Here is a 22,129-nt window from a genome sequence, read left to right on the forward strand (position 1 = left end):
GCCCGGTGGAAAGTCAACACATTCGCCCGTCAAAAGCGGAATCCCCTATATCACGGCAGGTCAGAGCCGTTGGGTCAGCTTCCTTGTGGGAAAGAACTAATGCGCTTTAGGATGCGAGGACTCAAGCGCATTAGTCCAGGGTCCACCTGGCTCGTCCGGTACGGCCGGAAGGTACGGGAACCAGAAGGTACGGGAAAAGGAGCACAGGAGTGGCGGAGAACCGGCCATCGGGCAGAGACACTCCGCGGGACGCTCCGGCGGCCAGGCGCACCCCGGCCCGCCGCCCGACCATGAAGGACATCGCGCAGCGCGCCGGCGTCTCGGAGAGCGCCGTCTCCTTCGCGCTCAACGGCCGTCCCGGAGTCTCCGAGGTGACCCGCGACCGGGTGCGCCGGGTGGCCGAGCAGCTGGGCTGGCGGCCCAGCACCGCCGCCCGCGCGCTGTCCGGCGAGGGGTCGGCCACGGTCGGTCTCGTCCTGGCCAGACCCGCCGCCGCCCTCGGCGTGGACTCGTTCTTTCTCCAACTCATCTCCGGCATCCAGGAGATCCTCTCAGAACGCCAACTCGGCCTGCTCCTCCAGGTGGTGGAAGACGTGGACGCCGAGTGCGCGGTCTACCGGCGCTGGTGGGCGGAGCACCGGGTGGACGGTGTCCTGGTGGTGGATCCGAGGACCGAGGACCCCCGGCCCGGCCTGCTGGACGAACTGGGCCTGCCCGGTGTGGTGATCGGCGCGCTGCCCGACGGCGACACGGGGCCGCACTCGGTCCTCTCGCAGGTACGGGCCGACGACGCGGGCGCGATGGCCTCGATCGTCGGCCGGCTGTACGAGCTGGGCCACCGGCGGATCGTCCATATCGCGGGGCTTCCCTCGCTCGCGCACACCGAGCGGCGCATCCGCTCGCTGCGGTTCGAGGCGGACCGGCGCGGTCTGGCCGAGGTGCGGTCGCTGACCACCGACTACTCGGACACAGAGGGCGCGGAGGTGACGCGCCGGGTCCTGGAGGAAGCCGGCGCGCCGACCGCTCTCGTCTACGACAACGATGTGATGGCCGCGGCCGGCGCGGCGGTGGCGGCGGGGCTCGGACTCTCCGTACCGCGCGAGGTCTCGGTGGTCTCCTGGGAGGACTCGGCGCTGTGCCGGCTGGTACGGCCCCGGCTCACCGCGCTCTCCCGCGACGCGGTCGGGTTCGGCCGGATCGCGGCGGGTGAACTGGCCGCGCTGCTCGACGGAGGCGGCGCGCGGACCGTACACGTACCGCTTCCCACGCTGATCGAGCGCGAGAGCACCGCTCCGGCATTGGCCGGAAATCATTCACGGCACGACCATTGACACTCGAAGAGATCAAGTGATCTATTCACTTCATGAGTCGCAGTGAACTGTCGCTGTCCGAGCATCTCGCGGACAGCATCGTCGAGATCATCCGCACCGAACGGCTGGTTCCGGGCGACGCGTTGGCGTCCTCCCGCGATCTGGCCCGCCGGTTCGACGTCACCACGCCCACGGTCCGCGAGGCCCTGCGCAGGCTTGAGGCCACCGGTGTGGTGGAGTTCCGGCACGGCTCGGGCACATATGTCGGACCCGGCAGTGAGCGGCGGCTGCTCGCCAACCCCCATCTCCCGCGCGGGAGCCGGGAGTCGGTGCTCGAACTCGTGGAGGCGCGGCTGGTCCTGGAGCCCGCGGTGGCGGCGGCAGCGGCCCGTACGAGGGTCCCCGAGGCCGTCGCGAAGTTGGAGGCGGCGTCCGCCAACGCGCTGCATCCGCCGCAGGAGTCGCTGCGGCAGTCGGTCCACTTCCATGTGGCGCTGGCCGCCGCCAGCGGCAACGCGCTGCTGAGGGAGGCCGTCGAGGCGCTGCTCCAGGTCAGGGCGCGGGAGCAGGTGGAGATCCGGCACCGCTACAACGACCGCGCGCGGGACCACGCGGAGCATGTGGAGATCTGCGCGGCGGTACGGGACGGGGACGCGGAGGCAGCCGAGCGGCTGACCCGGGAACATCTCGGGTCCATCCGCGAGGCGGTCCTCACGGCCGACTTCCCGGACACCGAGGACACAAACACCGAAGACGCGGACGCCCATGGCCCGGCGACGGGCACGGACCGATGAGCGCCCGACCGCCGCTGCGGCTGGCCGAGATGACGACCGAGGAGGCGGCCGAGGCCGTCACCGCGAGCCCCGTGGTCATCATCCCGGCCGGTGCCTTCGAACAGCACGGCCCCGGAATGCCACTGGCCACGGACACCATCCGGGCCGAGGCGGTCGCCGACCGGGTGGCCGCCGAGCTGGACGGGCGCGCGGTGATCGGACCGCACCTGCCCGTCGGTGTCTCCCCGCACCATCTCGCCTTCGCGGGCACGGTCACACTCACCACCACGACCCTGGCCGCGGTGATCCGTGAGTACGTCGGGAGCCTCCACCGGCACGGCTGGCGGAAGGTGCTCGTGGTGACCGGCCACGGCGGCAACAACGCCACCCTGGCCACGGTGGCGCAGGACCTGCTCACCACCCACCCCGGCCTCCAGTTCGCCTGGACCCCCGTGACCGCGCTCGCCGCCGATGTCGTCGCCGGCATGGGCGTCAGCGAGGTGCACGGCCACAGCGGCGAGGCGGAGACCGCGCAGATGCTCCATCTCGCCCCCGGGCTGGTGCGCACCGGCCGGCTCACCGCCGGTACGACGTCCCTGGCCCAGCTCGATCCCCTCTCCCGGCTCTCGCGCCACGGCAGCCACCCCGCGCTCGCCGTGCGCTACGACCGGCTCAGTGACAACGGCATCCTCGGTGACCCGCGCCGGGCGACCGCCGAGGACGGACAGGCGGTCGTCGACGCCGTCGTGGTCCGTGTGGTCGCCTTCGTCAAGGAGTGGCTGGACGCCTGACACCGGCTCCGCCGCCGCTCCCCCGCGTACGGCACCGCGCCCCGCCCCTGTTCTCCGTAAGGGCCCTCCCCCAAGGCTCTTCGTAGGGGCGCGCGTGGTGCCGTAGGCAGAACCTGCCCGTACGACACACACCGCGCGCACCACGCGCACCGCACCTCTTCGCACCTCTTCCATCGCGCCGAGCCGCGCGCGATCCCGCCCCCCATGTGGGGCACCCCTGCCCAAAAACCAGCCGTCCGTCCGCCTTCAGGCGTACGGCAGAAGGAGCCTGCCATGAACTCCCTCCAGCGAATGGCGACCGCCGTCGTGAGCCTTGCCCTGTGCGTCGGAGCCACCTCCGTCCCGGCGGCCGAGGCCGCGCAGCAGTCCAAGCCCGACAGGAGCGCGTGCCGTCTGCCCGCCCCTCAGCAGCCCGGCACCAGCGCACAGCACACCATCAGCAGCGGCGGCCGCGACCGTACGTACCAGCTCCATCTCCCTGACGGTTACACGAAGAAGCGCGACTGGCCGGTCGTCCTCGCCTTCCACGGCCGTGGCAACACCGGCGCGGGCACCGAGGAGTTCTCCAAGCTGTCCACGCTCCCGGCCGTCGTCGTCTATCCGGACGGGGTCATCGGCACCGGGGACGGCGACCGGCAGGCCTGGCAGGGCGCGCCGTACGCGGCGGCCGGTGTGGACGACGTCCGGTTCACCGAGGACCTCCTCGACCGGATCGAAGCCACGCTCTGCGTCGACGAGCGGCGGGTGTACGCCACGGGCAAGTCCAACGGGGCGGGCTTCGTCAGCACCTTGCTCGCCTGCCACGCGGCCGACCGGATCGCCGCCATCGCGCCGGTGGCCGCCGCGCTCTACCCGACCGGCGAGGAGTGCCGGCCGTCACGCCCCGTACCGCTCATCGACTTCCACGGCACGGGTGACGTGACCATCCCGTACGCCGGGGACGTCGACCGCGGACTGCCCGCGATCCGGGACTGGGTGGCCGGCTGGGCCGCGCGCAACGGCTGTGACGACCGCGCCCGCGACCGGGCGACCGAGCCGGACATCACGGTCTCGCGCTGGCGGGGCTGCGACCGGGACGCCGAGGTCCAGCATGTCGCGGTCACCGACGGCGGGCACACCTGGCCGGGCGCCGACAGCTACAGCGGCGGCGGCTACACCACCCAGACCATCGAGGCGCACGAGGTCATGTGGCGGTTCCTGAGCCGGTTCCGTACCCCCGCGTCCCACCACTGAGCCACCGCACATCCCGCTGAAACACCGACCGTCCCCGCCACCCCCCGGAACTCAGCCCGCAGGAATCCAGCAAGGAGCCGCTCCCATGACCACATCGACCCCCGCCCCACCCGGCAGACCCGCACCACCCGGCGACGAGACCCGGCTGCCGCGCATCGTCCGCGCGATGGCCGTCGTCGAACGGGCCGGCAACGCGCTGCCGCACCCGTTCTGGCTGTTCTGGATCCTGTCCGCGGTCCTCGCCGTGGTCAGCGCGATCCTGGCCGCGGCCGATGTCTCCGTCGTCTCGCCCAGCGACCACAAGACCGTCGCGGTGGAGAATCTGCTCAGCGGCGACGGGCTGGCCATGGCGGTCTCGACGATGATCGAGAACTTCGCCACCTTCCCGCCCATGGCCACCATCGTCGTGGTCATCATGGGTGTGGCCGTGGCCGAACGCACCGGTTTCCTCGCGGCGCTGATGCGGGTCAGCGTCTCGCGGGTGCCCGCGTCCTGGGTGGTGTTCGCGGTCGCCTTCGCGGGCACCGTGGCCCATGTCGCGTCGGCCGCCGCGTACATCATCCTCGTACCGCTCGGCGGTCTGGCCTTCCGCGCGGTGGGCCGCTCCCCCATCCTCGGCATCGTCGTCGCCTATACGGCCATCGCCTCCGGGTACGACGCGAGCCCCATCCCCACCCCCAACGACGCCATCTTCGCGGGCATCACCACCGCGGCGGCGCAGATCGTCGGCGGTGACGCGGCCTATGTGTCGCCGCTGAGCAACTGGTTCTTCAACATCGCCTCGTCGCTGCTGCTCGCGGCCGTCATCACCCTGGTGACGAAATTCGTACTGAGCCGGCGGCCCGATCTGGACGCCGACCCGGACGCCGAACTCGAAGACCTCGGCGCGCTCACCCTCAGCGCGCGGGAGCGCTCGGCGCTGCGCGCCTCGGTCATGGCCCTGGTGGCCGTGCTCGTGGTGCTGGTCGCCGTGATGGTGCCGCAGGGGTCACCGCTGCGCGGCGAGGGCGGCAGCATCGTCGACTCACCGTTCCTGGACGGCATCGCGGCGGTCGTCGCCGTGGTGTTCGGTCTGACCGGCATGGTGTACGGGTACCGCTCCGGCTCGATCCGCTCGCCCGGCGACGTACCGAGGCTGATGGGCGAGGGCGTCAAGCAGATGGCGCCGGTGCTGGTGCTGTTCTTCGCGATCGCCCAGTTCCTGGCCTACTTCGACTGGACCCATATAGGCGATGTGCTCGCGGTCAGGGCGGCGGAGGCGCTGGAGCAGAGCGGGATGCCGATCGTGCTGGTGTTCCTGCTGATCCTGGTGCTGCTGACGCTGGTCAATGTGATGGTCACCAGCGGTTCGGCGATGTGGGCGCTGGCCGCGCCCGTACTGGTGCCGATGCTGATGCTCGTCAGTGTGCCCGCGGAGACGACCCAGGCGCTGTTCCGGATCGCGGACTCCGGGTCGACGGCGATCACCCCGATGAGCCCGTACTTCATCATGGCGCTGGGCTTCCTCCAGCGGTACCGCAAGAACGCCGGGATCGGCACGCTCGCCTCGTACACCCTGCCGCTGGCCGTCGCGATGACGCTGGCGTGGACCGCGCTGTTCCTGGTCTGGTGGGCGACGGGCATTCCGCTGGGCCCCGGCGCCCCGGTGCGCTGACGCCCGTCGGCGGGCGGACCGCCGGACCGTATTGCGGCGGGATGAAATCACGCGGCGCCCCGGAGCCATCGCCGGGGCGCCGCACGCCCGTTGGGTGCGGCCGCTCCGCCGCAGGCCGGAGCGGGTGTACGGGCGGACGCGGCGCGCGTACGGGGCCGGCTCCGCGGCGGCCGGGGGCGGTTGACTCGTCCCGGCGCCGCTGCCACGCTCCGACGCCGTACGGATCTCCCCTCACCCCTGGAGCGCCGATGTCCCCCGTTCCGCCGACCGAGTCCGCGTACGACCGGATCAGGCTGCGCCAGTGGCGTCTCGGCCGCGCGCGGACCGCCGGTGTCGAGCGCCGTACTCTCCTCAAGCTCCTCGCGACCGCCTCGGCCGCGGGCTCCTTCGCGGCGGCGGGCCAGGCGTCCGCGCGGGCCGCGGCGCCGGCCGCCCCCGGCATTGTGAAGCCGCTGCCGCCCGAGGTGTTCACCGTCCGGGGTACCAACGCCGAGACCAACTTCGCGGCGCTGCGCTCCACCGGGCATCTCACCCCCGCCAGTCACTTCTTCGTCCGCAACCACACCGCGACCCCGCGGATCGCCGCCGCCGACTGGAAGTTGACCGTCTGGGGCAGCGGGCTGCGCGGCCCGGCGGTGGAGTTCGGCTACGACGATCTGCGGGCGCTGCCCCCGGTCACCCGTACCGCGTTCGTCGAGTGCGCCGGAAACGGCCGGAGTTACTACACCACCCAGCAGAACCAGCAGGTGAGCGGTACGGCCTGGACCCTCGGCGCCATCGGGGTCGGCCGCTGGCGCGGAGCACGGCTCTCGGACGTCCTGCGCCGCGCGGGCCTGGCCGCCGACGCGGTCGACATCCTGCCGCGCGGCCTGGACGCGGAGGTCATCAGCGAGGGCACGAACCTCGGCCGGGTGCGCCGCCCACTGCCGGTGGCGAAGGCGCTGGACGACGTGCTCCTCGCGTACGAGATGAACGGCGAGCCCCTGCCGCCCGACCACGGTTTTCCGGTCCGGCTGATCGTGCCGTCCTGGGTGGGCATTTCGAACATCAAGTGGCTGGGTGACATCGAGGTCAGCGACGAGCCGCTCGTCAGCCCCTGGAACACCACGCTCTACCGGCTGTTCGGCGACAACTACCCGCCGGAGGGCAGCGCCCCGCTGGCCCGGCAGACCCTGAAGAGCGCCTTCGAGCTGGCGCAGGGCGCCACCGTCACCGCCGGGCGGAAGCAGATGCTGACGGGGCGGTCCTGGTCGGGCGGGGCGCCGGTACGGTCGGTCGAGATCAGCACCGACGGGGGTACGCACTGGCACCACGCACGGCTGCGCGACACCCCCCGGCGCGGCGACTGGGTCCGCTGGAGCGCCGAATGGGTGCCGCGCGAGCCGGGCCCGGCCGTTCTGCTGGCCCGTGCGACGGACAGCTCGGGGCGCCGGCAGCCCGAGGTGGCGGTCCCGAACACGCAGGGCTATCTGTTCGACGCGGTCGTACGCCACTCGGTGACGGTCGTCTGACCGGGGGCCGACCCGGGAGGCCGACCCGGGGGCCGGCCGCTCCTGGCGGGAACGGCCGGCCGATGAGGGTGAGGGGCGGACAGGGCTACTGGCGCGTGCCTGTCTTCTTGCGTCGGGCCGTGGCTCCGCGCTCCGCGGCGGCCACGGATGCGGCGTCCCGCTCCGCGTCCGCCGGCCGCGCGGAGCGTGCCGTACCTCCGGACCCTCCCGAGCCCGCCGAACTTCCCGGACTTGCCGGACTTCCCGAACTCCCCGAGCCCGCGGAGCTTCCCGAGCCCGCGGCCCGGCGACGGGCCAGGTCGGCGCGCGCGGCCTCGGCGCGCAGGATGGCGTTCAGTGCGGCGAAGGGGTCAATGGGCATGGCTGTGTCCTCACTGTGAGTCGGGCTGAATCAACTGCTGGTGTTCCGGGGGCACTTGGGTTATGCGAGAGCGCATTCCAAGCCCGGGAACTGTCAGCAGCGCAGCACCACACAGCGGGGGAAGGCCGGCTGGCGCGGGGGCAGGGCCGGTGCGCAGCGGCGTGCGTACGGAGTCGCTCCCGGTCCGTGCGGACCGGGGCGGGTCAGGGGGTGGACGCGGGGCCCGCCGGCCCGTTCCGTTCTGCCGGGGGCGGTCTGTTCGGTCTCGGCCGTGTCCTGCTGGCCCTCGCCGGCCGGTTCACGGGTGGCGGAGGCCGGGGGCAGCGGCTCGGCACCGGACGCCACCGGGACGCCCCGGGCGAGCGACATGCCCAGAAACGCGATCAGTACCAGCAGCGTCACCAGCACGGCCCGCCGCGCGGCGGCAGCACGGACGTCTGAAGCACGGACGTCTGAAGCACGGACGTCTGCGGCACGGGTGACAGCGGGCGCGGCATGGTACATGGGCACGACCTCCTGGACATGCGTCCTCTGCCCAGGAACCGTCGTGGCGCGTCCTGCTACCGGCGGAAACCGCTCGCATGGGGGAGGGGCGCTATGCCGGGTCCCGTTCGCCCTCGGCCGTTTGTGCTCCGGCGGACCGTACGTTCGCCACGCCGGCGGGTACGTTCGCCGTGCCGCCGGGCACCGTTCCGAGCGGCACCTGAGGCCCGCTCGCCTCGCGCAGCCACCGCCGCAGCACCCGGTGCACCTGCTCGGCGCCCACGAGTTCGCCGTCGGGTTGACCGCCATGTTCGCCGTCGAGTTGACCGTCGTACCGGACTCCACCGTCCCCGCCGGGCAGCGGTCCCGTCAGCGGCGCGGAGAGCGTCAGCGGTGACAGCAGGAAGGCCCGCGACTGTTCGCCGCCCAGCCCGCCGTGCGAGCCGATCTGCTCCTCGAAGGCGTGTACCTGCCCGGTCTCCGGGTCGTACATCGAGTTGACCATGATGTCCGCGACATGCGGAAACGCGTCGGTGCGCCGTACGGCCTCGGCCGCGCCCGGCCCCATGTGCGCGAGCGGCCCGCTGTCGTCCAGCTCCGCTAGCGGCACCTCCGCCCCGCCGGGCCCGAGCACCACCGAGCCGTGCTCCTCGCTCCGTACCAGCAGGAAACCGATCCCCGGATGGCTGGCCAGGGTCCGCAGCAGCGCCGGGTGGCGCCGGTCGATCTGCTCGCGGCTCATCCGCTCCGGTACGTCCGGGAACGAGATCAGCGCGAGATTGCCGGAAGCCAGCACGACCGGGTCGGAACCCGGCGCGGGCTTCTCCTCGGCGCCCTCACGCACCGGCCGGTGCAGCGCGGTGCGTACGGCGTGCCGCGCGGCGTCGCGCGCCTCGGCCCCGCTCTTCGTCCGTACGGCCCTGCGCGGTACGGGCAGTCCGCACCCCGCGCGCACCAGGTCCCTGAGGGTGAGTCCGTAGACGCTCTCGAAGGTCGCTCCGGGGCTCTGGCCGTGGTCGGAGAGCAGCACGATCCGGTAGGCGCGGGGCGCGTGCTCGGCGACTTGGGCGATCAGGCCGACCGCGCGGTCGAGCCGGTGCAGGACCTGGGCGGCGTCCCGGCTGTGCGGCCCGGAGTGGTGGGCGACTTCGTCGTACGCGACGAGGTCCGCGTACACCGCCGTGCGGCCGGCCAGCATGTCGCCCAGCACCGCCGCGACCACCACATCCCGCTCGACGACGGTCGCGAAGGCCCGGATGAACGGATAGAGCCCGCCCCGGCCGACCCTCGGGCGGTCGCCGCGCAGCCGCGCCCGGGTCGACTGCCCGATCTCGCGGCCGACCTCGGTGACGAAGGAGACCACCGTACGTACGGCGTTGGCCGGGTCGGAGAAGTAGGCGAAGTACCCGGCCCGGGAGCGGTTGGCCCGGCCGCGGCGCGCCGCCATGGAGAGCACCAGGGCGAGCTGGTCGGCGCCGCCGCTGAACAGATTGCCCCGGCTGGCGCCGTCGAGGGTGAGCAGCCCGCCGTCGCCGGTGCGGCGGATGGCCCGGCGCTGGAGGACGGCGGCGCTCGCGGGCCGGTTGCTGACCATGATCCGGCCGCTGTCCTTCTCGTACCAGCGGAAGGCGGGGATGTCGTGGTTGGAGCCGTGCAGGATGCCGAGCTGGCTGGCGCCGGTCTGGCTGGACCAGTCGGTGCGCCACGGGGTCAGCCGGTGGGTGGGCTGCTGGCTGGGCCGCTCCCCCAGCCACGCGGCGACATGCGGCATCACCCCGTCCTCGACCGCGTCCAGCAGCACGCGGTGGCCGACCCCGTCGAGCTGGAGGAAGACCGTACCGGGCTCCCCGGTGTGCCGGCCGTCCTCGCCGCTTCTGCGCCGCCGCCGGTCCGCGAGGCGCGAGAGTCTGCGCCGGTAGGCGTCGTCGTCCCCGACCGCGAGGGCCGTGGAGGTCGCCGAGGCGACGGCGGACATCACGGCGGCGACCACCACCGCGGTCTCCGCGTTGGCCGCGCCCTGGCCGACCGGGACCAGCCGGAGCGCGAGCAGCAGCAGTGAGCCGTTGAGGAAGAACACCAGCAGACCGAGGACCAGCGCGGGCACGAGCAGCAACGCCCGTACGAGCAGCGGCCAGACCAGCGCGCCGAGCAGTCCGAACGCGCCCGCGCCGCAGGCCGCGGTCAGCGCGAGCTTGGTGATGCTCTCGCCGTCGCCGGACTGGAGCCGGAACTGCGGCAGGATCCCGGCGAGCACCAGCATCGTCACCGTGGACACCGCCCACACCACGATCACCCGCAGCAGGGCCCTGCCCGTCGAACGCCACCGCCCCCTGAGCACTCCGCTGTCACCTCACGTCCGGGCCCGTACACCTCACGGGCTCCGGCCCAGCCTCGCACAACGGGCCTCGTGTTCCGGAAGTCGCGGCGAGCGCTCCCCGGGAAAGACGCCACGCGTTCCGGAAGAAGCGCCGGGCGTCAGCAGCCGTCGTAGCCCGCCGTCGGCATCGACAGCCTGCGGTGGACACCGGCCTTCATGGCCGCGTCGTACGGCGGTTCGTCCAGCCCGACGGTCTCCAGTCGTACACCCCTGCGCTCGCACTCCTCGGCGAAGGCCCGCACCGAGGTGAATGCCCGGTCGAGCACCCGGTCGTTGGCGGCGACGAACAGGTCGACCACCCCGTCGTCGACATCCACCCACAGCCCGAGGTGATCGGGCCGCAGCCCGTAGAGCAGGAGCTGCCTCGTCACGACGTACCCCTTGTCCTCGGCCCAGCGCGCGCACATCGCGTGCTGGCCGCGGGTGTCCACCAGGAAGGGGTCGCTGTCGAGTTCCTCCAGGGGGGTCAGGCTGGCGATCACGGCGACCCGTACGTCGTCCCGGATGTCACCGTCGTTCCGGATGTCACCCATGGCAGTCCCCCCGCTCCCGCGCCCGCTCACGGCGCCCGGCCTCGTGCGCAGACCCTACTCCGCGCGCACCCCCGCGCGGCAGGCGCGTACCCGGCGGGCGGCAGGGCGCGAACGGGGCGCATCCGGCCCGCCGGACGAGCAGTCACCGTACGCCGGACGAGCCATGACCGTACGCTGGCGGGGTACGGAGACCGTGCCCCGCGGCGGGAGCGGTACGGAGGGCGGAGCTGAGGTCGGGTTGGGAACAGTCATCACCTGGTGGGGCCATGCCACCTGCACTGTCGAGGACTCCGGGGTCCGGGTGCTGACGGATCCGGTGTTCGTCCGCAGGCTGGCCCATCTACGCCGCCGCCTCGGACCGGTTCCGCCGCCGGAGGCGACCGTCGCCGACGCCGTGCTGGTCTCGCACCTCCACTCCGACCATCTGCATCCGCGCTCACTGGCCCGGCTGGCCCCCGGCACCCGGCTGATCCTGCCGCGCGGCGCCGACCGTTCCGTCCCCTCGCTCAGACGGCTCGACGCGCGCAGGAATCCGGCCGGGCTGCGGATCACCGAGGTCGACGCGGGCGACGAGGTGGAGATCGGGGCGCTGCGGGTACGGGCCGTGCCCGCGCACCACGACGGACGGCGGCTGCCGGTCGGGCCGCACCGCTCCCCCGCGCTCGGCTATGTGATCAGCGGTGAGTCACGGACCTATTTCGCCGGTGACACCGGGCTCTTCGACACGATGGCGGACGCGGTGGGCCCGGTGGATGTGGCGCTGCTGCCGGTCGGCGGCTGGGGTCCGCATCTCGGACCGCACCATCTGGACGCCGGGCGCGCGGCACAGGCGCTGGCCCAACTGGCGCCCCGGGCGGCCGTACCGGTGCATTTCGGGACGTACTGGCCGATCGGTCTGGACGGGGTGCGTCCCCATGAGTTCTACGCGCCGGGCGACGAGTTCGTACGGAAGGCGGCCACGCTCGCTCCCGAGGTGGCCGTGCATCTGCTCCGGCACGGCGAGAGTGTGCGGCCGGGGGCGGTGCTGTGATCGACGGGGTCATATCACGGCTGGCCGAGCTGCCGCCCGAGTCGACCCAGCAGGCCGTCGGTTATCCGTCGGTGTTCCTGCTGGTGGCGCTGGGCTCGCTGGTGCCGGTGGTGCCGACGGGCGCGGTGGTGAGTTCGGCGGCGGTGGTGGCGTTCCATCAGACGAGCCCGCTCGCCATGCTCCATGTCTTCCTGGTGGCGGCCGGCGCGGCCTTCCTCGGCGATCTGGCGCTCTACTGGCTGGGGCGGCGCGGGGTCGGCTCGAAGAACGGCTCGCGCTGGCTGGAGGCGCTGCGCCGGTACGCCCCGTCCGACCGCCTGGAACAGGCGCAGGCCAAACTCCGCGAGCACGGGGGGACGGTCCTTGTCCTGTCCCGTCTGGTCCCCGCGGGCCGCATCCCGGTGATGCTGGCGTGTCTGCTGGCGGACTGGCCCCTGCGCCGCTTCGCCCGCGGCGACGTCCCGGCCTGTCTGGCCTGGACGGCGACGTACCAGCTCATCGGGGTCCTGGGCGGCTCGCTCTTCGCGAAGCCGTGGGAGGGCGTGCTCGCGGCGGTGCTCCTGACGGTGGTACTGAGCGGAGCCCCGGTGCTCTGGCGCAAGGTACGCGGGCCGGCGAGGCCGGACGGCCCGGAAGCGGAGGGACCGCAGTGCCCGGAGGGCCAGGAGACCTGAGCGGTACTGAGCCTGAGCGGCGCGGGGCCTTGAGCGGTACGGGGCCTTGAGCGGTACGGGAGCGCGCACGCGCTACGGGGACGGCGCACGCGGTACGAGGCGACTCACGCGGTACGCCGCGGCGCACGCCTCCGTGACGGTCACGCCCCGGGGACAGCTCAGCGCAGTTCGGCGAAGGCTGCCGCGAAATCGGTCAGCGCCCGCTCCACATGCGGCAGTTCCAGAGGCGCCGACGCCATGAGGGACTCCAGGCGGTGTTCGGGGGTCGGGCCGAGCAGCGGAGCCGTGGACAGGCGTACGCGCATGGCGCCCAGTTCGTCGCCGAAGCGGTGGCCGCCGGGCGCCGGGGTGCCCAGGCGCTCGCTCAGGTGGTTCTCCAGCTCCATGGAGTCGGTCACCCCGCGCTCCGCCAGCCGCGCGCGCAGCGGGCCGAGATCGGCGTAGAGATGGCGGCCCGCCTCCGGGGGCCGGGCGAGGGCGCCGGAGACGAGCACCGCGTGGTGGGCGGCGGCGCCCACGCGCGCGTACAGTCCCGCGGCGGCCCGTGCCCGCTCACCGACCGCGTCCGGCTCGTCGAGCGCGAGCGCCGCCGCGGCCGCCACGGGCCCCGCGACCAGCGCGCCGAGCGCGGTGAGGATGTCGAGCGTTCTGGCCCGCAGGGCGGCTCCCTCCCCGGTCGCGGGGTAGTGGGCGCAGGCCATCGGCCAGGCGGCCGGAAGCAGCGAGCCCACCGCGTCATGGACGACGACGACCTCGTCGGGCCACATCTCGGCCGGGCTGAGCAGCACCGTCTCGTGCGGCCGGAACAGCGTGTCGCGCCAGGTCTCGTCGCTGATGACGTGCAGCCCCTCGCCGACCGCCGCCTCGCAGGCCTCCCGCACCAGTTCGGGCGGGGCGACGGTCGCGGTGGGGTCGTCCGCGGGGCAGAGCAGCAGCACCCGCGGGGTGCCGCCCTCGGCCCGTACCCTGCGGACCGTCTCCAGCAGGGCGTACGGATCGGGCACCCCGCCGGCCTCCGCCGGGGCCGGCACCTGGTAGCCGGGCCGGCCCAGCAGCCGCGCCTGCGGAGACCACCAGGCCGGGCAGGGCCTCGGCATCAGCACCTCTCCGTCGTACGCTGCGAGCAGCGCGAACAGCAGCGGCTGCGCGCCAGGCGCGACGGCCACGCCGTCAGGGTCGCCATGGAGCCCGCGCCGCGACCAGTAGCCGCAGGCCGCTTTGCGCAGCGCCGCGCCGCCGCCGGGCGGTTCGGGCTCGGTGCGTACGGTGGCCGCCGCGCAGGCGTCGGCCAGTCCGGGCAGGGCGGGCAGCCCCGCCTCGGGAAAGGGCGGGCCGAACCGGACCGGGCCACGGCCCTCGGGAGCCGTCCTCCGCATACCGCCCACCTCCCGCCTGTCCTGAATCCGAGCCGTATGTGGGGCCCGAGCCCTGTGTGCCCTGCGTCGGACCCGAGCCTTGTGTGGCGCGCCCTTGAGTCGAGCCCTTGATTCGAGTCCTTTGTACGGAGGTTACGGAGGTTTGCGACCCCGTGCTTCCCGGGCCGCGCCCGGAGCAGAACCGCCCGAAGCGGTGTCCGTCCGCTTGGCCGTCCCGTCCGCCGGGTACCCGCGTCCCATGCCGGACATCAACGCGCTGGACCCCATCGCACGCCACGAACCCCGCACGCCGATCGCCGCGCTGCTCCGCTCCTGGGACGAGCGTGTCTTCCGCTCGCTCGCCGCCCGCCGCTGGCCGGGTGCGGGTCCCGTACTGCCCCGTCTCAGCCGGGGCGCCGACCACGGGCTGCTCTGGTTCGGCGCCGCCGTCGGTATCGCCGCACTGGGGCGCGGCGCGCGCTCGCGCCGGGCCGCCCTGCGCGGGGTGGCGTCGCTCGGGCTCGCCTCGGCCGCCGTCAACACGGTGGGCAAGCGGGCGGTACGCCGTACCCGCCCCCTCCTCGACGCCGTACCGGTGATACGGCGGCTGAAGCGCCAGCCGTTCACCACATCCTTCCCCTCCGGGCACGCGGCCTCGGCGGCTGCCTTCGCGACCGGGGTGGCGCTGGAGTCGAAGGGCTGGGGCGCGGCCGTGGCCCCGCTGGCCGCCGGGGTGGCCCTGTCCCGGGTCTACGCCGGGGTGCACTATCCGAGCGATGTGCTGGCGGGCGCGGCACTCGGGGTGGGCGCGGCCTTCGCCGTACGCGGGATCGTACCGACCCGTGCACAGCTCCCGCCGCCCGGACGTCCGCACGCCGAGGCCCCCGCGCTGCCCGGCGGCCGGGGCCTGGTCGTCGTGGTCAACCGGGCCTCGGGATCCTCCGGCACCACCGCGCCGCTGCGGGACGCGCTGCCGTTCGCGGAGGTCGTGGAGTGCGCGCCGGACGAGGTGGACGCGGAACTGGAGAAGGCTGCGGGCCGTTGCCGTGCCCTCGGGGTGCTCGGCGGCGACGGTACGGTCAACCGCGCCGCGCGTACCGCCGCCCGGCACGGTCTGCCCCTGGCCGTCTTCCCCGGCGGCACGCTCAACCACTTCGCGTACGACCTGGGGACGGAGACCGTCCAGGACACCTGCCGTGCCGTGGCGGCGGGCGACGCCGTCCGGGTCGACCTGGGCCGCTTCACCCCGGGCCCGGACGGTTCGGCGGAGGGCTGCTTCCTCAACACCTTCAGCCTGGGCGTCTATCCGGAGCTGGTACGGGTGCGCGAGCGCTGGGAGCCGAGGATCGGCGGCTGGCCCGCGGGCGTCCTCGCGGCGCTGACCGTACTGCGTGAAGGGCGGCCGCTGGAGGCCGAGTTCGAGGGCCGCCGGCGCTCGCTGTGGCTGCTGTTCGCGGGGAACTCCCTGTACGACCGGATGGGCCCCACCCCGGGCCACCGGCGCGATCTGGCCGACGGCCTGCTGGACGTACGAGTGGTGCACGGCGGCCGCGCCCCGGGCCCCCGCCTGCTGGCCGCCGCCCTCGCGGGCCCGCTCAGCCGCTCACCGGTACACACCGCACAACGCAGAACCCGGCTGCGGATCACGGGCATCGCCCCCGGCACCCCACTGGCCTTCGACGGCGAAGTGGCCGAAGCACCAAGGGAGTTGATCCTGGACAAGGCGCCCGAAGCACTCACGGTCTACCGCCCGCAGGCACTGCTCTGAGCAGGTGAAAGCCCAGGTGAGAGCCCATGCGAGAGTGCCTGCGGAAGCCCTGTGGAAGCCCCCGGATATACGGTGGACAGACCGGTGTCACCAGCCCAGGATCGCGCCATGACCACGCGATTCTTCCTGGAGACCCCCCGGCTGCGCCTCCGTCCTTTCACCGAGGACGACCTCGACCGGGTGGTCTCGCTCGATAACGACCCGGGCGTACGGCGGTTCATCGACGCCGGCCGGCCCGTCTCCCGGGACACCGTTCGGCGGGAGACCCTGCCACGGCTCCTCGGGCGCGGTTTCTGGGCCGCCGAGGAGAGCGCCTCGGGCGAGTGGCTGGGCTGGTTCTGTCTGGAGCCGGAGAGCGAACCGGGCTGGGCCGTGGTCGAGTTGGGGTACCGGCTGCACCGGACGGCATGGGGGCGCGGCTGTGCCACGGAGGGTGCGCGGGCGCTCGTCCACAAGGCGTTCACCGACCTCGGCGCGGAGCGCGTGACCGCGCAGACCATGACCGTGAACACCGCGTCGCGCCGGGTGCTGGAGAAGTCCGGGCTGCGGTATGTCCGTACTTTCTTCGAGGAGTGGCCGGAGACCATCGAGGGCTCGGAGCACGGCGATGTGGCGTACGCGCTCACCCGGGAGGAGTGGGCGCGCTCGAACCGGCCGGAGCCGCCCATGACCGCATAGACCATATAGCGAGACACGGGTCTCATCATCCGACATGGCGGCGTACCGTGGCCGGACCACCGCGTGAGAGGGGACCGGCCATGCCGAAGGAGACCGCCGTCTACACCCACGGCCACCACGAGTCCGTGCTGCGCTCGCACCGCTGGCGTACCGCCGCCAACTCGGCCGCGTATCTGCTCCCCGAGCTGCGGCCGGGCCAGGACGTTCTCGATGTGGGCTGCGGCCCCGGCACCATCACCGCCGATCTGGCCGGGCTCGTCGCGCCCGGCACGGTGACCGCCGTCGACGCCTCAGCGGATGTCCTCCGCCAGGCAGAGGAGACGGCCGAGGCGGCCGGCGTGCGCAATGTCCGCTTCGCGGTCGCCGATGTCCACGCGCTGGACTTCCCCGACGACTCCTTCGACGTCGTCCACGCCCACCAGGTCCTCCAGCATGTCGGCGATCCCGTGCGGGCGCTGGGCGAGATGCGCCGGGTGTGCCGGCCGGGCGGAGTCGTGGCGGCGCGCGACGCGGACTACGGCGCCTTCGCCTGGTTCCCCGCCGTCCCGGGGCTGGACGGCTGGCGGGAGCTGTACCGTACGGTCGCCCGCGCCAACGGCGGTGAGCCGGACGCCGGGCGCCGGCTGCTCTCCTGGGCACGGCAGGCGGGATTCACCGGTATCACCGCCACCGCGGCCACCTGGTGCTTCGCCACGCCCGACGAGCGTGCCTGGTGGAGCGGGCTGTGGGCGGACCGTACGACCGCGTCGGACTACGCCGGACGGGCGGTCGGCGGCGGGCACGCGACACGCCCGGAGCTGGCGGAGATCGCCGAGGCCTGGCGGGAGTGGGGCGGGGCCCGGGACGGCTGGTTCATGGTCCCGCACGGCGAGATCCTCTGCCGCGTCTGAATCGATCTCCTGGCCGGGCCTCGCCAACTAACCTGATCCGTATGGAAATCCTGGGAACCACGTTGCGCATCTGCGTCGACGACCTCGACCGCTCGGTGGTGTTCTACGAACGGCTCACCGGAAGCCCCGCGCTCCGCTTCGAGCGCGGCGGTGTCTCGGTCGCCGCTGTCGGCTGCTTCCTGCTGATGAGCGGGCCCGCGTCCGAGATCGAGGTGCTGCGCAAAGTCACCGCGACCATCGCCGTCAAGGACGTCGACGAGGCGCTCACGATCCTCACCGAGGTCGGCGCCCAGGTCCTCGCGGGCCCGGTGCCGACCCCGGTGGGCCGCAATCTCATCGCCGTGCACCCCGACGGTTCGGTCTTCGAGTACGTCGACCGCAGAGCGGCCCAGGGCGCGTGACCGCCCGGGCCCGGCGCGGTTCATGACATCCGGGCTCATGGCACCGGGGCTCGTGCCTCTGGGGCGCATGACACCGGGGCTCATGACACCAGGGCTCAGTCCGTCGACCGCATCCTGAACTCATAGGCGTCCGGCAGCGGTTCGTCCGTGAGCCCCGCCCACACCTCGCCCAGCGTCTCGGCGCCCTCCCGCAGATCCGGTACCTCGAAACCGGCCTCGAAGAGGGCGCGAGCCGCCTCCTTCTTGCCCTCGGCGGCCAGCAGCCGGGCCTCGGCGAACCGGAACGCGCCGCGCCGCCGTACGTCCGACGGCAGCCGCTCCCAGACCCCGCGCGCCTCGGCGGTACGGTCCACCGCGAGCAACGCGTCGAGCGTCTCGCGGCCGAGCGCGGCCGTAACGGCGGTCCATGCGCCGTCGGTGGATGCGGCTTCGCTCCCCTCAGCGCCGCCGTCCCCTGCGACGTCCTGGCAGAGCGAGTCAAAGGCCGCCGCGTAGTGGTCGGCGGCACGGCGTGGGTGTCCGCCCTGCTGGTCGGCGACGGCCAGACAGCGCAGCAGCGGCCACCGCGAGGTCGCCCTGCGCAGCCCGCGCTCCCAGCTCCGTACCGCCTGGGCCAGATCCCCGGCGTGCCACTGCGCGACCCCGAGGTGGTACTCGGTGAGCGGCTCGTCCAGCGCGGTCTCCAGCATGTCCCGCCAGTGCGGCGCCACCAGCGTCGGGCCGGGTGGTACGGCGGTCTCCGGCACCGGCAGCATGCCGCTGGTCAGCAGCTCCACCCAGGGCGCCTGCTCCTCCCCGAGCGTGGACTCGTCGAACGGCGTGCCCGGCAGCTTGTATCCGGTGCGCAGCACTTCGAGCGCGCCCCAGCCGGAGCCGGCCGCGAGCCGCTCCGCCGGCTCGGTGTCGGCGTACGGCAGCCATGCCGCGTAGGCGGCGTCGACCTCCGCGCGCGGCAGGGCCTCTTCGAGCCGGTCAGTGACCTCGGCGCGGGCCCGGGCCCAGTCGGCCGCGTGCACGGCCTCCGCGTCGGCGGTGAGCGGTCCGTACGCCTCCAGCCAGCTCAGTTCGCCGCCGGCTTCGAGGGGGATGTGTTCGAGCTGGGTACGGGCGAGACCGGCCTGGATCTCCGCGTATCCGGGCGTGCCCGGCTCGGTCAGCCAGCGCTGCCAGTTGCGCCCGCCGCGGCCCGCGCCCCACAGGAACAGCTTGCGGCCGCGCAGGGTGTCGGTCGAGGTCTGCACGAGCCCGGTGCCCCGCTCGTCGAGCGAGGCGATCCACTTCCGGTCCTCCTCCGGCACCTCGTAGAAGTAGTCGGCGGGGAACTCCGCGCGCAGCGGGTACGTGTGGTCCGCGCCCGCGCCGCCGGGATCGGGCACCGGCACCGGCACTTTGCGCAGTTCGTGCTCGTACCCGAAGTGCCAGGCGGCCTCGGCGGGTGCGAGTACGCGGGTGCGCTCGCCCTCCTCGACGGCGATGTTGGACCACCAGTACACGGGCGCGGTCCGCTCGTGGGGGTTGCGGATCCGTACCCCGGTGTAGAGGAAGTCGGAACCGTCGGGCAGCCACAGATCCACCTGGAACGGCAGGTCGCGCAGCCGCTCCCACTCCCAGAGCCTGAGCATCTCGCCGCCGTCCGGGGCGGGTACGAGGGCGGCGTGCACCGGTGCGCAGGAGAGGGTGGTGTGGCCGGTGGCGCCGATGTTCCATTCGATGCCGCCGGAGAACCAGGCGCCGTTGAGAGCGAAGCTCGCGGGCTGGAACACCGGATTCCGGTAGACCAGTTCACGGCCGGTCGGCTTGTGGTGGAGCGAGTGGATCCGGCCGCCGAGGCCGGGCAGGACGAGGGCCCGCAGCCGGTCGTTCTCGATCACGATCGCATCGACATCGGTCTCGCGGCGCACTCTCCCGTAACCGTCCAGGATCCGGACGGGCAGCGGGGTGCGCAGGGGCGCGTAACCGATCTGCCGTGCCATGTCGGACGGCAGCCCCTGTCTGGCGCGTTCGTCGACCGTGTGCGCCTCGTCGAGGGTCCGCAGGGCCGGCAGGGGGTTCTCCGGCCCCAGGGGGGCGGCGGGCAGGGTCAGTACGGCACGTCGCACGGTCGTGGCCACGGCAACCTCGCTTCGTTCGCGCGGGCGGGCCGACGGCTCCTCCGGCCGACGTCCCGATGACCATGGAACACGCTGAACGCCCCGCTGACCAGGGTGACCCGGTCCGGGCGGTTATGAGGGGGTGTCGCCACCGGCTTCCGTGCCGGTGCCGGTCCCGGTGAGGGCTTCCACAATCAGATCCGTGAGCAGCGCGCCCGCCGTCCCCTCCGGGTCGAGGTCCGGATCGTAGATCGTCACATTGAGGCCCACACAGCGCTGCGAGCGGACCAATGCCCGCAGCAGGACAGCGAGTTCACCGGGCAGCAGTCCGCCCGGGTCCGGGCTGTCGACGGCCGGCATGACCTCCGGGTCGAGGACATCCGCGTCGAGATGAACCCAGAATCCCTCGGTGACCGGCGCCTCCAGCGACAACAGCATCGCCTCCGCCTGCCCCGCCACGCCCCGTTCGCGCAGCTCGCCGACGGTCACGGTGGGAATCCTCAGCCGGGCCAGCTCCTCGCGGTCGCCGTCGTAGTCCCTGATCCCGCAGAGCCGTATGTCCTCGTCACGCAGATACGGCCGCAGCCCCTCAAGATCGGTGAGGTCGCGCTGGCCGCGCCCGGTGCTGAGCGCCAGCTCCTCACCGCCCGCCGCGCCGACCCTTTCGGAGTTGCCGGGGTGCCGGAAGTCCGCGGACCCGTCGATGGCCGCCAGGCCGTACCGTCCGATACGGCGCAGCGCGAGCGACGCGCCGAGCTGGATGGAACAGTCGCCGCCCAGCACCACCGGAAAGTCCCCCGCCCTGATGTGGTGCTCGATCCGGTCGGCGAGCCGGGGCGTGTAGCGGGCGATGGCCGCCGCGTTGAAGACGCCGTCGCCCTCCTTCCAGTCCCCGCGGTCATAGCGCGGCGGCACGACGACCCCGCCCTCGAAGGCCCCGAGCCTCTGGACGATCCGCTGCTCGCGCAGGGCGCCTGCGAGCTTGTAACAGCCGGGCACCGTACCGGGGGCCGGGGGACGCAGGCCCAGGTTGGAGGGGGCGTCGATCACCACGAAATTCCGCATGCGGGCCATCTTCATCGCCGTATCCTCGCTCTTCAATACGGACTTCGATACGGATGCCGTACGAGCGGAAAGCGGGCCAGAGGTATGACGACGCAGCACACGTACCGGGTGATCGTGCGGGGGACATGGGAGGGCCTGACGGACGACGCCCGGGCGCGGCTGCTCGCCGAGGTCGACGAACACGGTCTGACGCAGATGCGGTTCACCCCGGAGGGCTCGCTCACCTATGACCGGGTGCTGAAGCACTTCAGCTACCGGTATGTGATCGTCTCGGACGCGGACGACGGTGAGGAGATGGCGGCCGCGCTCGCCGAGGACCGCGCCGAGTCGGCGCTGAAGGAGCTGGGCTGCGGACATGGCGAACTGCGGTCCACGGTGACCGACATGGACACCATGAAGATCAACCGCAAGGGCCGCTGAGCCCGCGCTCGGCCACTCCGCGGCCGGGGCCGGCCGCCGGGTTCAGCCTCCGGATTCAGGGGCCCGTTCAGGGGCCGCGGGCTTGAGCATCTCCGCGGTGACGGCCCACCGTTCGTGGTCGCGCCAGGCGCCGTCGATGAACAGGAAGTCCGGCGAGTACCCCTCCCGCCGGAAACCCACACGCCGTACGAGCGCGATGGACGCGGTGTTGGCGGGCTGCACATTGGCCTCCAGCCGGTGCAGCCCGAGCGGGCCGAAGGCGTGGCGCATGACCAGCCCGAGCCCCTCGCTCATCAGCCCGCGCCCGGCGGCGTGCGCGAACGCGCCGTACCCGATCGCCCCGCTCAGGAACGCGCCCCGCACGATGTTGTTGATGTTGACGAACCCCGCGATCCGGCCGTCGTCGCGGGCACAGACGAGATACCCCGCCCTGCCGGGGTCCCCGAGGAGCCGGCCCGCGTACTCGGCGTACATCCGCGCGGTGCGCGGCGGGAAGAGCCAGGGCCGGTGCAGATCCTCGCTCGCGCGGACGAGCGAGACGAACTCGTCGGCGTCCTCGGTGCGGTAGGCGCGTACGAACGTACGGTCGCCCTCGGCGAGCGGGCCGGGCGAGCGGGGGTCGGGGGCGGACATCGTGCCAGCTTATGGGGCCCGTGAGGACGCAACTCGCAGGCAGGGTTCATTGCACGCTCGTGATGGCGTCATCGGCGCTTCGTGGTTGATCTTTCTAAT

Annotated in this window: 21 protein-coding genes; 13 read left to right on the forward strand and 8 right to left on the reverse strand. The window is 73.0% G+C overall.

The window, feature by feature from the left end:
• Window positions 1-290: 290 nt before the first annotated feature.
• The 6 genes from ACFU9P_RS18730 (at window position 291) to ACFU9P_RS18755 (ending at window position 7,272) form a co-directional block, all read left to right on the forward strand.
• Entirely contained in the window at window positions 291-1,331 is a 1,041-nt protein-coding gene (locus tag ACFU9P_RS18730; protein ID WP_384082668.1) for a LacI family DNA-binding transcriptional regulator, read from the forward strand.
• A gap of 32 nt (window positions 1,332-1,363) precedes the next feature.
• Entirely contained in the window at window positions 1,364-2,104 is a 741-nt protein-coding gene (locus ACFU9P_RS18735) for a FadR/GntR family transcriptional regulator (protein ID WP_384081986.1), read from the forward strand.
• A complete protein-coding gene (locus ACFU9P_RS18740; protein ID WP_384081989.1) occupies window positions 2,101-2,874 on the forward strand; it encodes a creatininase family protein in 774 nt (257 codons plus the stop codon). The genes ACFU9P_RS18735 and ACFU9P_RS18740 overlap by 4 nt, the downstream gene beginning before the upstream one ends.
• Window positions 2,875-3,147: 273 nt before the next feature.
• Complete coding sequence (locus tag ACFU9P_RS18745; protein WP_384081992.1) at window positions 3,148-4,107, forward strand: alpha/beta hydrolase family esterase; 960 nt, start codon at window positions 3,148-3,150, stop codon at window positions 4,105-4,107.
• 85 nt (window positions 4,108-4,192) lie between these two features.
• Entirely contained in the window at window positions 4,193-5,761 is a 1,569-nt protein-coding gene (locus tag ACFU9P_RS18750; protein ID WP_376382444.1) for an AbgT family transporter, read from the forward strand.
• Between the two features lie 248 nt (window positions 5,762-6,009).
• The gene (locus ACFU9P_RS18755) at window positions 6,010-7,272 is read left to right on the forward strand and encodes a sulfite oxidase (RefSeq protein WP_384081995.1); all 1,263 of its coding nucleotides are present in this window, start codon (window positions 6,010-6,012) and stop codon (window positions 7,270-7,272) included.
• A gap of 85 nt (window positions 7,273-7,357) precedes the next feature.
• Here ACFU9P_RS18755 and ACFU9P_RS18760 read toward each other — a convergent pair whose 3' ends face one another.
• From ACFU9P_RS18760 to ACFU9P_RS18775, 4 genes are all read right to left on the reverse strand, one after another.
• Window positions 7,358-7,633, reverse strand: a complete 276-nt coding sequence (locus ACFU9P_RS18760) for a hypothetical protein (protein WP_376382440.1) — start codon at window positions 7,631-7,633, stop codon at window positions 7,358-7,360.
• A 93-nt stretch (window positions 7,634-7,726) separates the two neighbouring features.
• Window positions 7,727-8,035: a hypothetical protein gene (locus tag ACFU9P_RS18765; protein ID WP_384081998.1), complete on the reverse strand. Its 309-nt coding sequence runs from the start codon at window positions 8,033-8,035 to the stop codon at window positions 7,727-7,729.
• Window positions 8,036-8,228: 193 nt separating this feature from the next.
• Complete coding sequence (locus ACFU9P_RS18770; protein WP_384082001.1) at window positions 8,229-10,454, reverse strand: alkaline phosphatase family protein; 2,226 nt, start codon at window positions 10,452-10,454, stop codon at window positions 8,229-8,231.
• 137 nt (window positions 10,455-10,591) lie between these two features.
• Window positions 10,592-11,026 (reverse strand): hypothetical protein, encoded by a 435-nt coding sequence (locus ACFU9P_RS18775; protein WP_376382434.1) that lies wholly within the window; start codon window positions 11,024-11,026, stop codon window positions 10,592-10,594.
• Window positions 11,027-11,264: 238 nt separating this feature from the next.
• Between ACFU9P_RS18775 and ACFU9P_RS18780 the strand changes: the two genes are divergently transcribed.
• Both ACFU9P_RS18780 and ACFU9P_RS18785 read left to right on the forward strand, forming a co-directional pair.
• Window positions 11,265-12,056 (forward strand): MBL fold metallo-hydrolase, encoded by a 792-nt coding sequence (locus ACFU9P_RS18780; protein ID WP_376382486.1) that lies wholly within the window; start codon window positions 11,265-11,267, stop codon window positions 12,054-12,056.
• The gene (locus tag ACFU9P_RS18785; protein WP_384082672.1) at window positions 12,056-12,730 is read left to right on the forward strand and encodes a DedA family protein; all 675 of its coding nucleotides are present in this window, start codon (window positions 12,056-12,058) and stop codon (window positions 12,728-12,730) included. Before ACFU9P_RS18780 ends, ACFU9P_RS18785 begins: the two co-directional genes overlap by 1 nt.
• A 158-nt stretch (window positions 12,731-12,888) precedes the next feature.
• On the opposite strand, the gene ACFU9P_RS18790 is transcribed toward ACFU9P_RS18785, so the two are convergent.
• Complete coding sequence (locus ACFU9P_RS18790; RefSeq protein WP_384082004.1) at window positions 12,889-14,106, reverse strand: aminotransferase class I/II-fold pyridoxal phosphate-dependent enzyme; 1,218 nt, start codon at window positions 14,104-14,106, stop codon at window positions 12,889-12,891.
• Between the two features lie 238 nt (window positions 14,107-14,344).
• Between ACFU9P_RS18790 and ACFU9P_RS18795 the strand changes: the two genes are divergently transcribed.
• The 4 genes from ACFU9P_RS18795 to ACFU9P_RS18810 all read left to right on the forward strand — a co-directional run bounded on the left by ACFU9P_RS18795 (window position 14,345) and on the right by ACFU9P_RS18810 (window position 17,822).
• Window positions 14,345-15,853 carry a bifunctional phosphatase PAP2/diacylglycerol kinase family protein gene (locus tag ACFU9P_RS18795; protein WP_384082007.1) on the forward strand — a complete coding sequence of 503 codons (1,509 nt, stop codon included), beginning with the start codon at window positions 14,345-14,347 and terminating at the stop codon, window positions 15,851-15,853.
• Between the two features lie 108 nt (window positions 15,854-15,961).
• On the forward strand, window positions 15,962-16,531 hold the full coding sequence (locus ACFU9P_RS18800) for a GNAT family N-acetyltransferase (RefSeq protein ID WP_384082012.1): 570 nt from the start codon (window positions 15,962-15,964) through the stop codon (window positions 16,529-16,531).
• 80 nt (window positions 16,532-16,611) lie between these two features.
• Window positions 16,612-17,421: a class I SAM-dependent methyltransferase gene (locus tag ACFU9P_RS18805; protein ID WP_384082014.1), complete on the forward strand. Its 810-nt coding sequence runs from the start codon at window positions 16,612-16,614 to the stop codon at window positions 17,419-17,421.
• Between the two features lie 41 nt (window positions 17,422-17,462).
• The gene (locus ACFU9P_RS18810) at window positions 17,463-17,822 is read left to right on the forward strand and encodes a VOC family protein (RefSeq protein ID WP_217305949.1); all 360 of its coding nucleotides are present in this window, start codon (window positions 17,463-17,465) and stop codon (window positions 17,820-17,822) included.
• 95 nt (window positions 17,823-17,917) lie between these two features.
• Here the strand turns inward: ACFU9P_RS18810 and ACFU9P_RS18815 are convergent, their stop codons facing one another.
• Window positions 17,918-19,933, reverse strand: coding sequence for a DUF5107 domain-containing protein (locus ACFU9P_RS18815; protein WP_384082017.1), 2,016 nt, complete (start codon window positions 19,931-19,933; stop codon window positions 17,918-17,920).
• Between the two features lie 111 nt (window positions 19,934-20,044).
• On the reverse strand, window positions 20,045-20,977 hold the full coding sequence (locus ACFU9P_RS18820; RefSeq protein ID WP_384082675.1) for an arginase family protein: 933 nt from the start codon (window positions 20,975-20,977) through the stop codon (window positions 20,045-20,047).
• A gap of 84 nt (window positions 20,978-21,061) precedes the next feature.
• Between ACFU9P_RS18820 and ACFU9P_RS18825 the strand changes: the two genes are divergently transcribed.
• On the forward strand, window positions 21,062-21,397 hold the full coding sequence (locus ACFU9P_RS18825) for a DUF6204 family protein (RefSeq protein ID WP_384082020.1): 336 nt from the start codon (window positions 21,062-21,064) through the stop codon (window positions 21,395-21,397).
• 42 nt (window positions 21,398-21,439) lie between these two features.
• Here the strand turns inward: ACFU9P_RS18825 and ACFU9P_RS18830 are convergent, their stop codons facing one another.
• Entirely contained in the window at window positions 21,440-22,030 is a 591-nt protein-coding gene (locus ACFU9P_RS18830; protein ID WP_384082023.1) for a GNAT family N-acetyltransferase, read from the reverse strand.
• Window positions 22,031-22,129: the final 99 nt, after the last annotated feature.

The organism is Streptomyces sp. NPDC057617, assembly GCF_042800555.1.
Lineage (GTDB): Bacteria > Actinomycetota > Actinomycetes > Streptomycetales > Streptomycetaceae > Streptomyces.

Excerpts from the sequence above, each read along its gene's own strand:
- ACFU9P_RS18810 (WP_217305949.1), top strand. The coding sequence starts at position 17,463 with ATGGAAATCCTGGGAACCACGTTGCGCATCTGCGTCGACGACCTCGAC.
- ACFU9P_RS18825 (WP_384082020.1), top strand. The coding sequence starts at position 21,062 with ATGACGACGCAGCACACGTACCGGGTGATCGTGCGGGGGACATGGGAG.
- ACFU9P_RS18805 (WP_384082014.1), top strand. The coding sequence starts at position 16,612 with ATGCCGAAGGAGACCGCCGTCTACACCCACGGCCACCACGAGTCCGTG.
- ACFU9P_RS18750 (WP_376382444.1), top strand. The coding sequence starts at position 4,193 with ATGACCACATCGACCCCCGCCCCACCCGGCAGACCCGCACCACCCGGC.
- ACFU9P_RS18745 (WP_384081992.1), top strand. The coding sequence starts at position 3,148 with ATGAACTCCCTCCAGCGAATGGCGACCGCCGTCGTGAGCCTTGCCCTG.
- ACFU9P_RS18740 (WP_384081989.1), top strand. The coding sequence starts at position 2,101 with ATGAGCGCCCGACCGCCGCTGCGGCTGGCCGAGATGACGACCGAGGAG.
- ACFU9P_RS18790 (WP_384082004.1), bottom strand. The coding sequence starts at position 14,106 with ATGCGGAGGACGGCTCCCGAGGGCCGTGGCCCGGTCCGGTTCGGCCCG.
- ACFU9P_RS18755 (WP_384081995.1), top strand. The coding sequence starts at position 6,010 with ATGTCCCCCGTTCCGCCGACCGAGTCCGCGTACGACCGGATCAGGCTG.
- ACFU9P_RS18760 (WP_376382440.1), bottom strand. The coding sequence starts at position 7,633 with ATGCCCATTGACCCCTTCGCCGCACTGAACGCCATCCTGCGCGCCGAG.
- ACFU9P_RS18800 (WP_384082012.1), top strand. The coding sequence starts at position 15,962 with ATGACCACGCGATTCTTCCTGGAGACCCCCCGGCTGCGCCTCCGTCCT.
- ACFU9P_RS18830 (WP_384082023.1), bottom strand. The coding sequence starts at position 22,030 with ATGTCCGCCCCCGACCCCCGCTCGCCCGGCCCGCTCGCCGAGGGCGAC.
- ACFU9P_RS18730 (WP_384082668.1), top strand. The coding sequence starts at position 291 with ATGAAGGACATCGCGCAGCGCGCCGGCGTCTCGGAGAGCGCCGTCTCC.
- ACFU9P_RS18775 (WP_376382434.1), bottom strand. The coding sequence starts at position 11,026 with ATGGGTGACATCCGGAACGACGGTGACATCCGGGACGACGTACGGGTC.
- ACFU9P_RS18735 (WP_384081986.1), top strand. The coding sequence starts at position 1,364 with ATGAGTCGCAGTGAACTGTCGCTGTCCGAGCATCTCGCGGACAGCATC.
- ACFU9P_RS18820 (WP_384082675.1), bottom strand. The coding sequence starts at position 20,977 with ATGCGGAATTTCGTGGTGATCGACGCCCCCTCCAACCTGGGCCTGCGT.
- ACFU9P_RS18795 (WP_384082007.1), top strand. The coding sequence starts at position 14,345 with ATGCCGGACATCAACGCGCTGGACCCCATCGCACGCCACGAACCCCGC.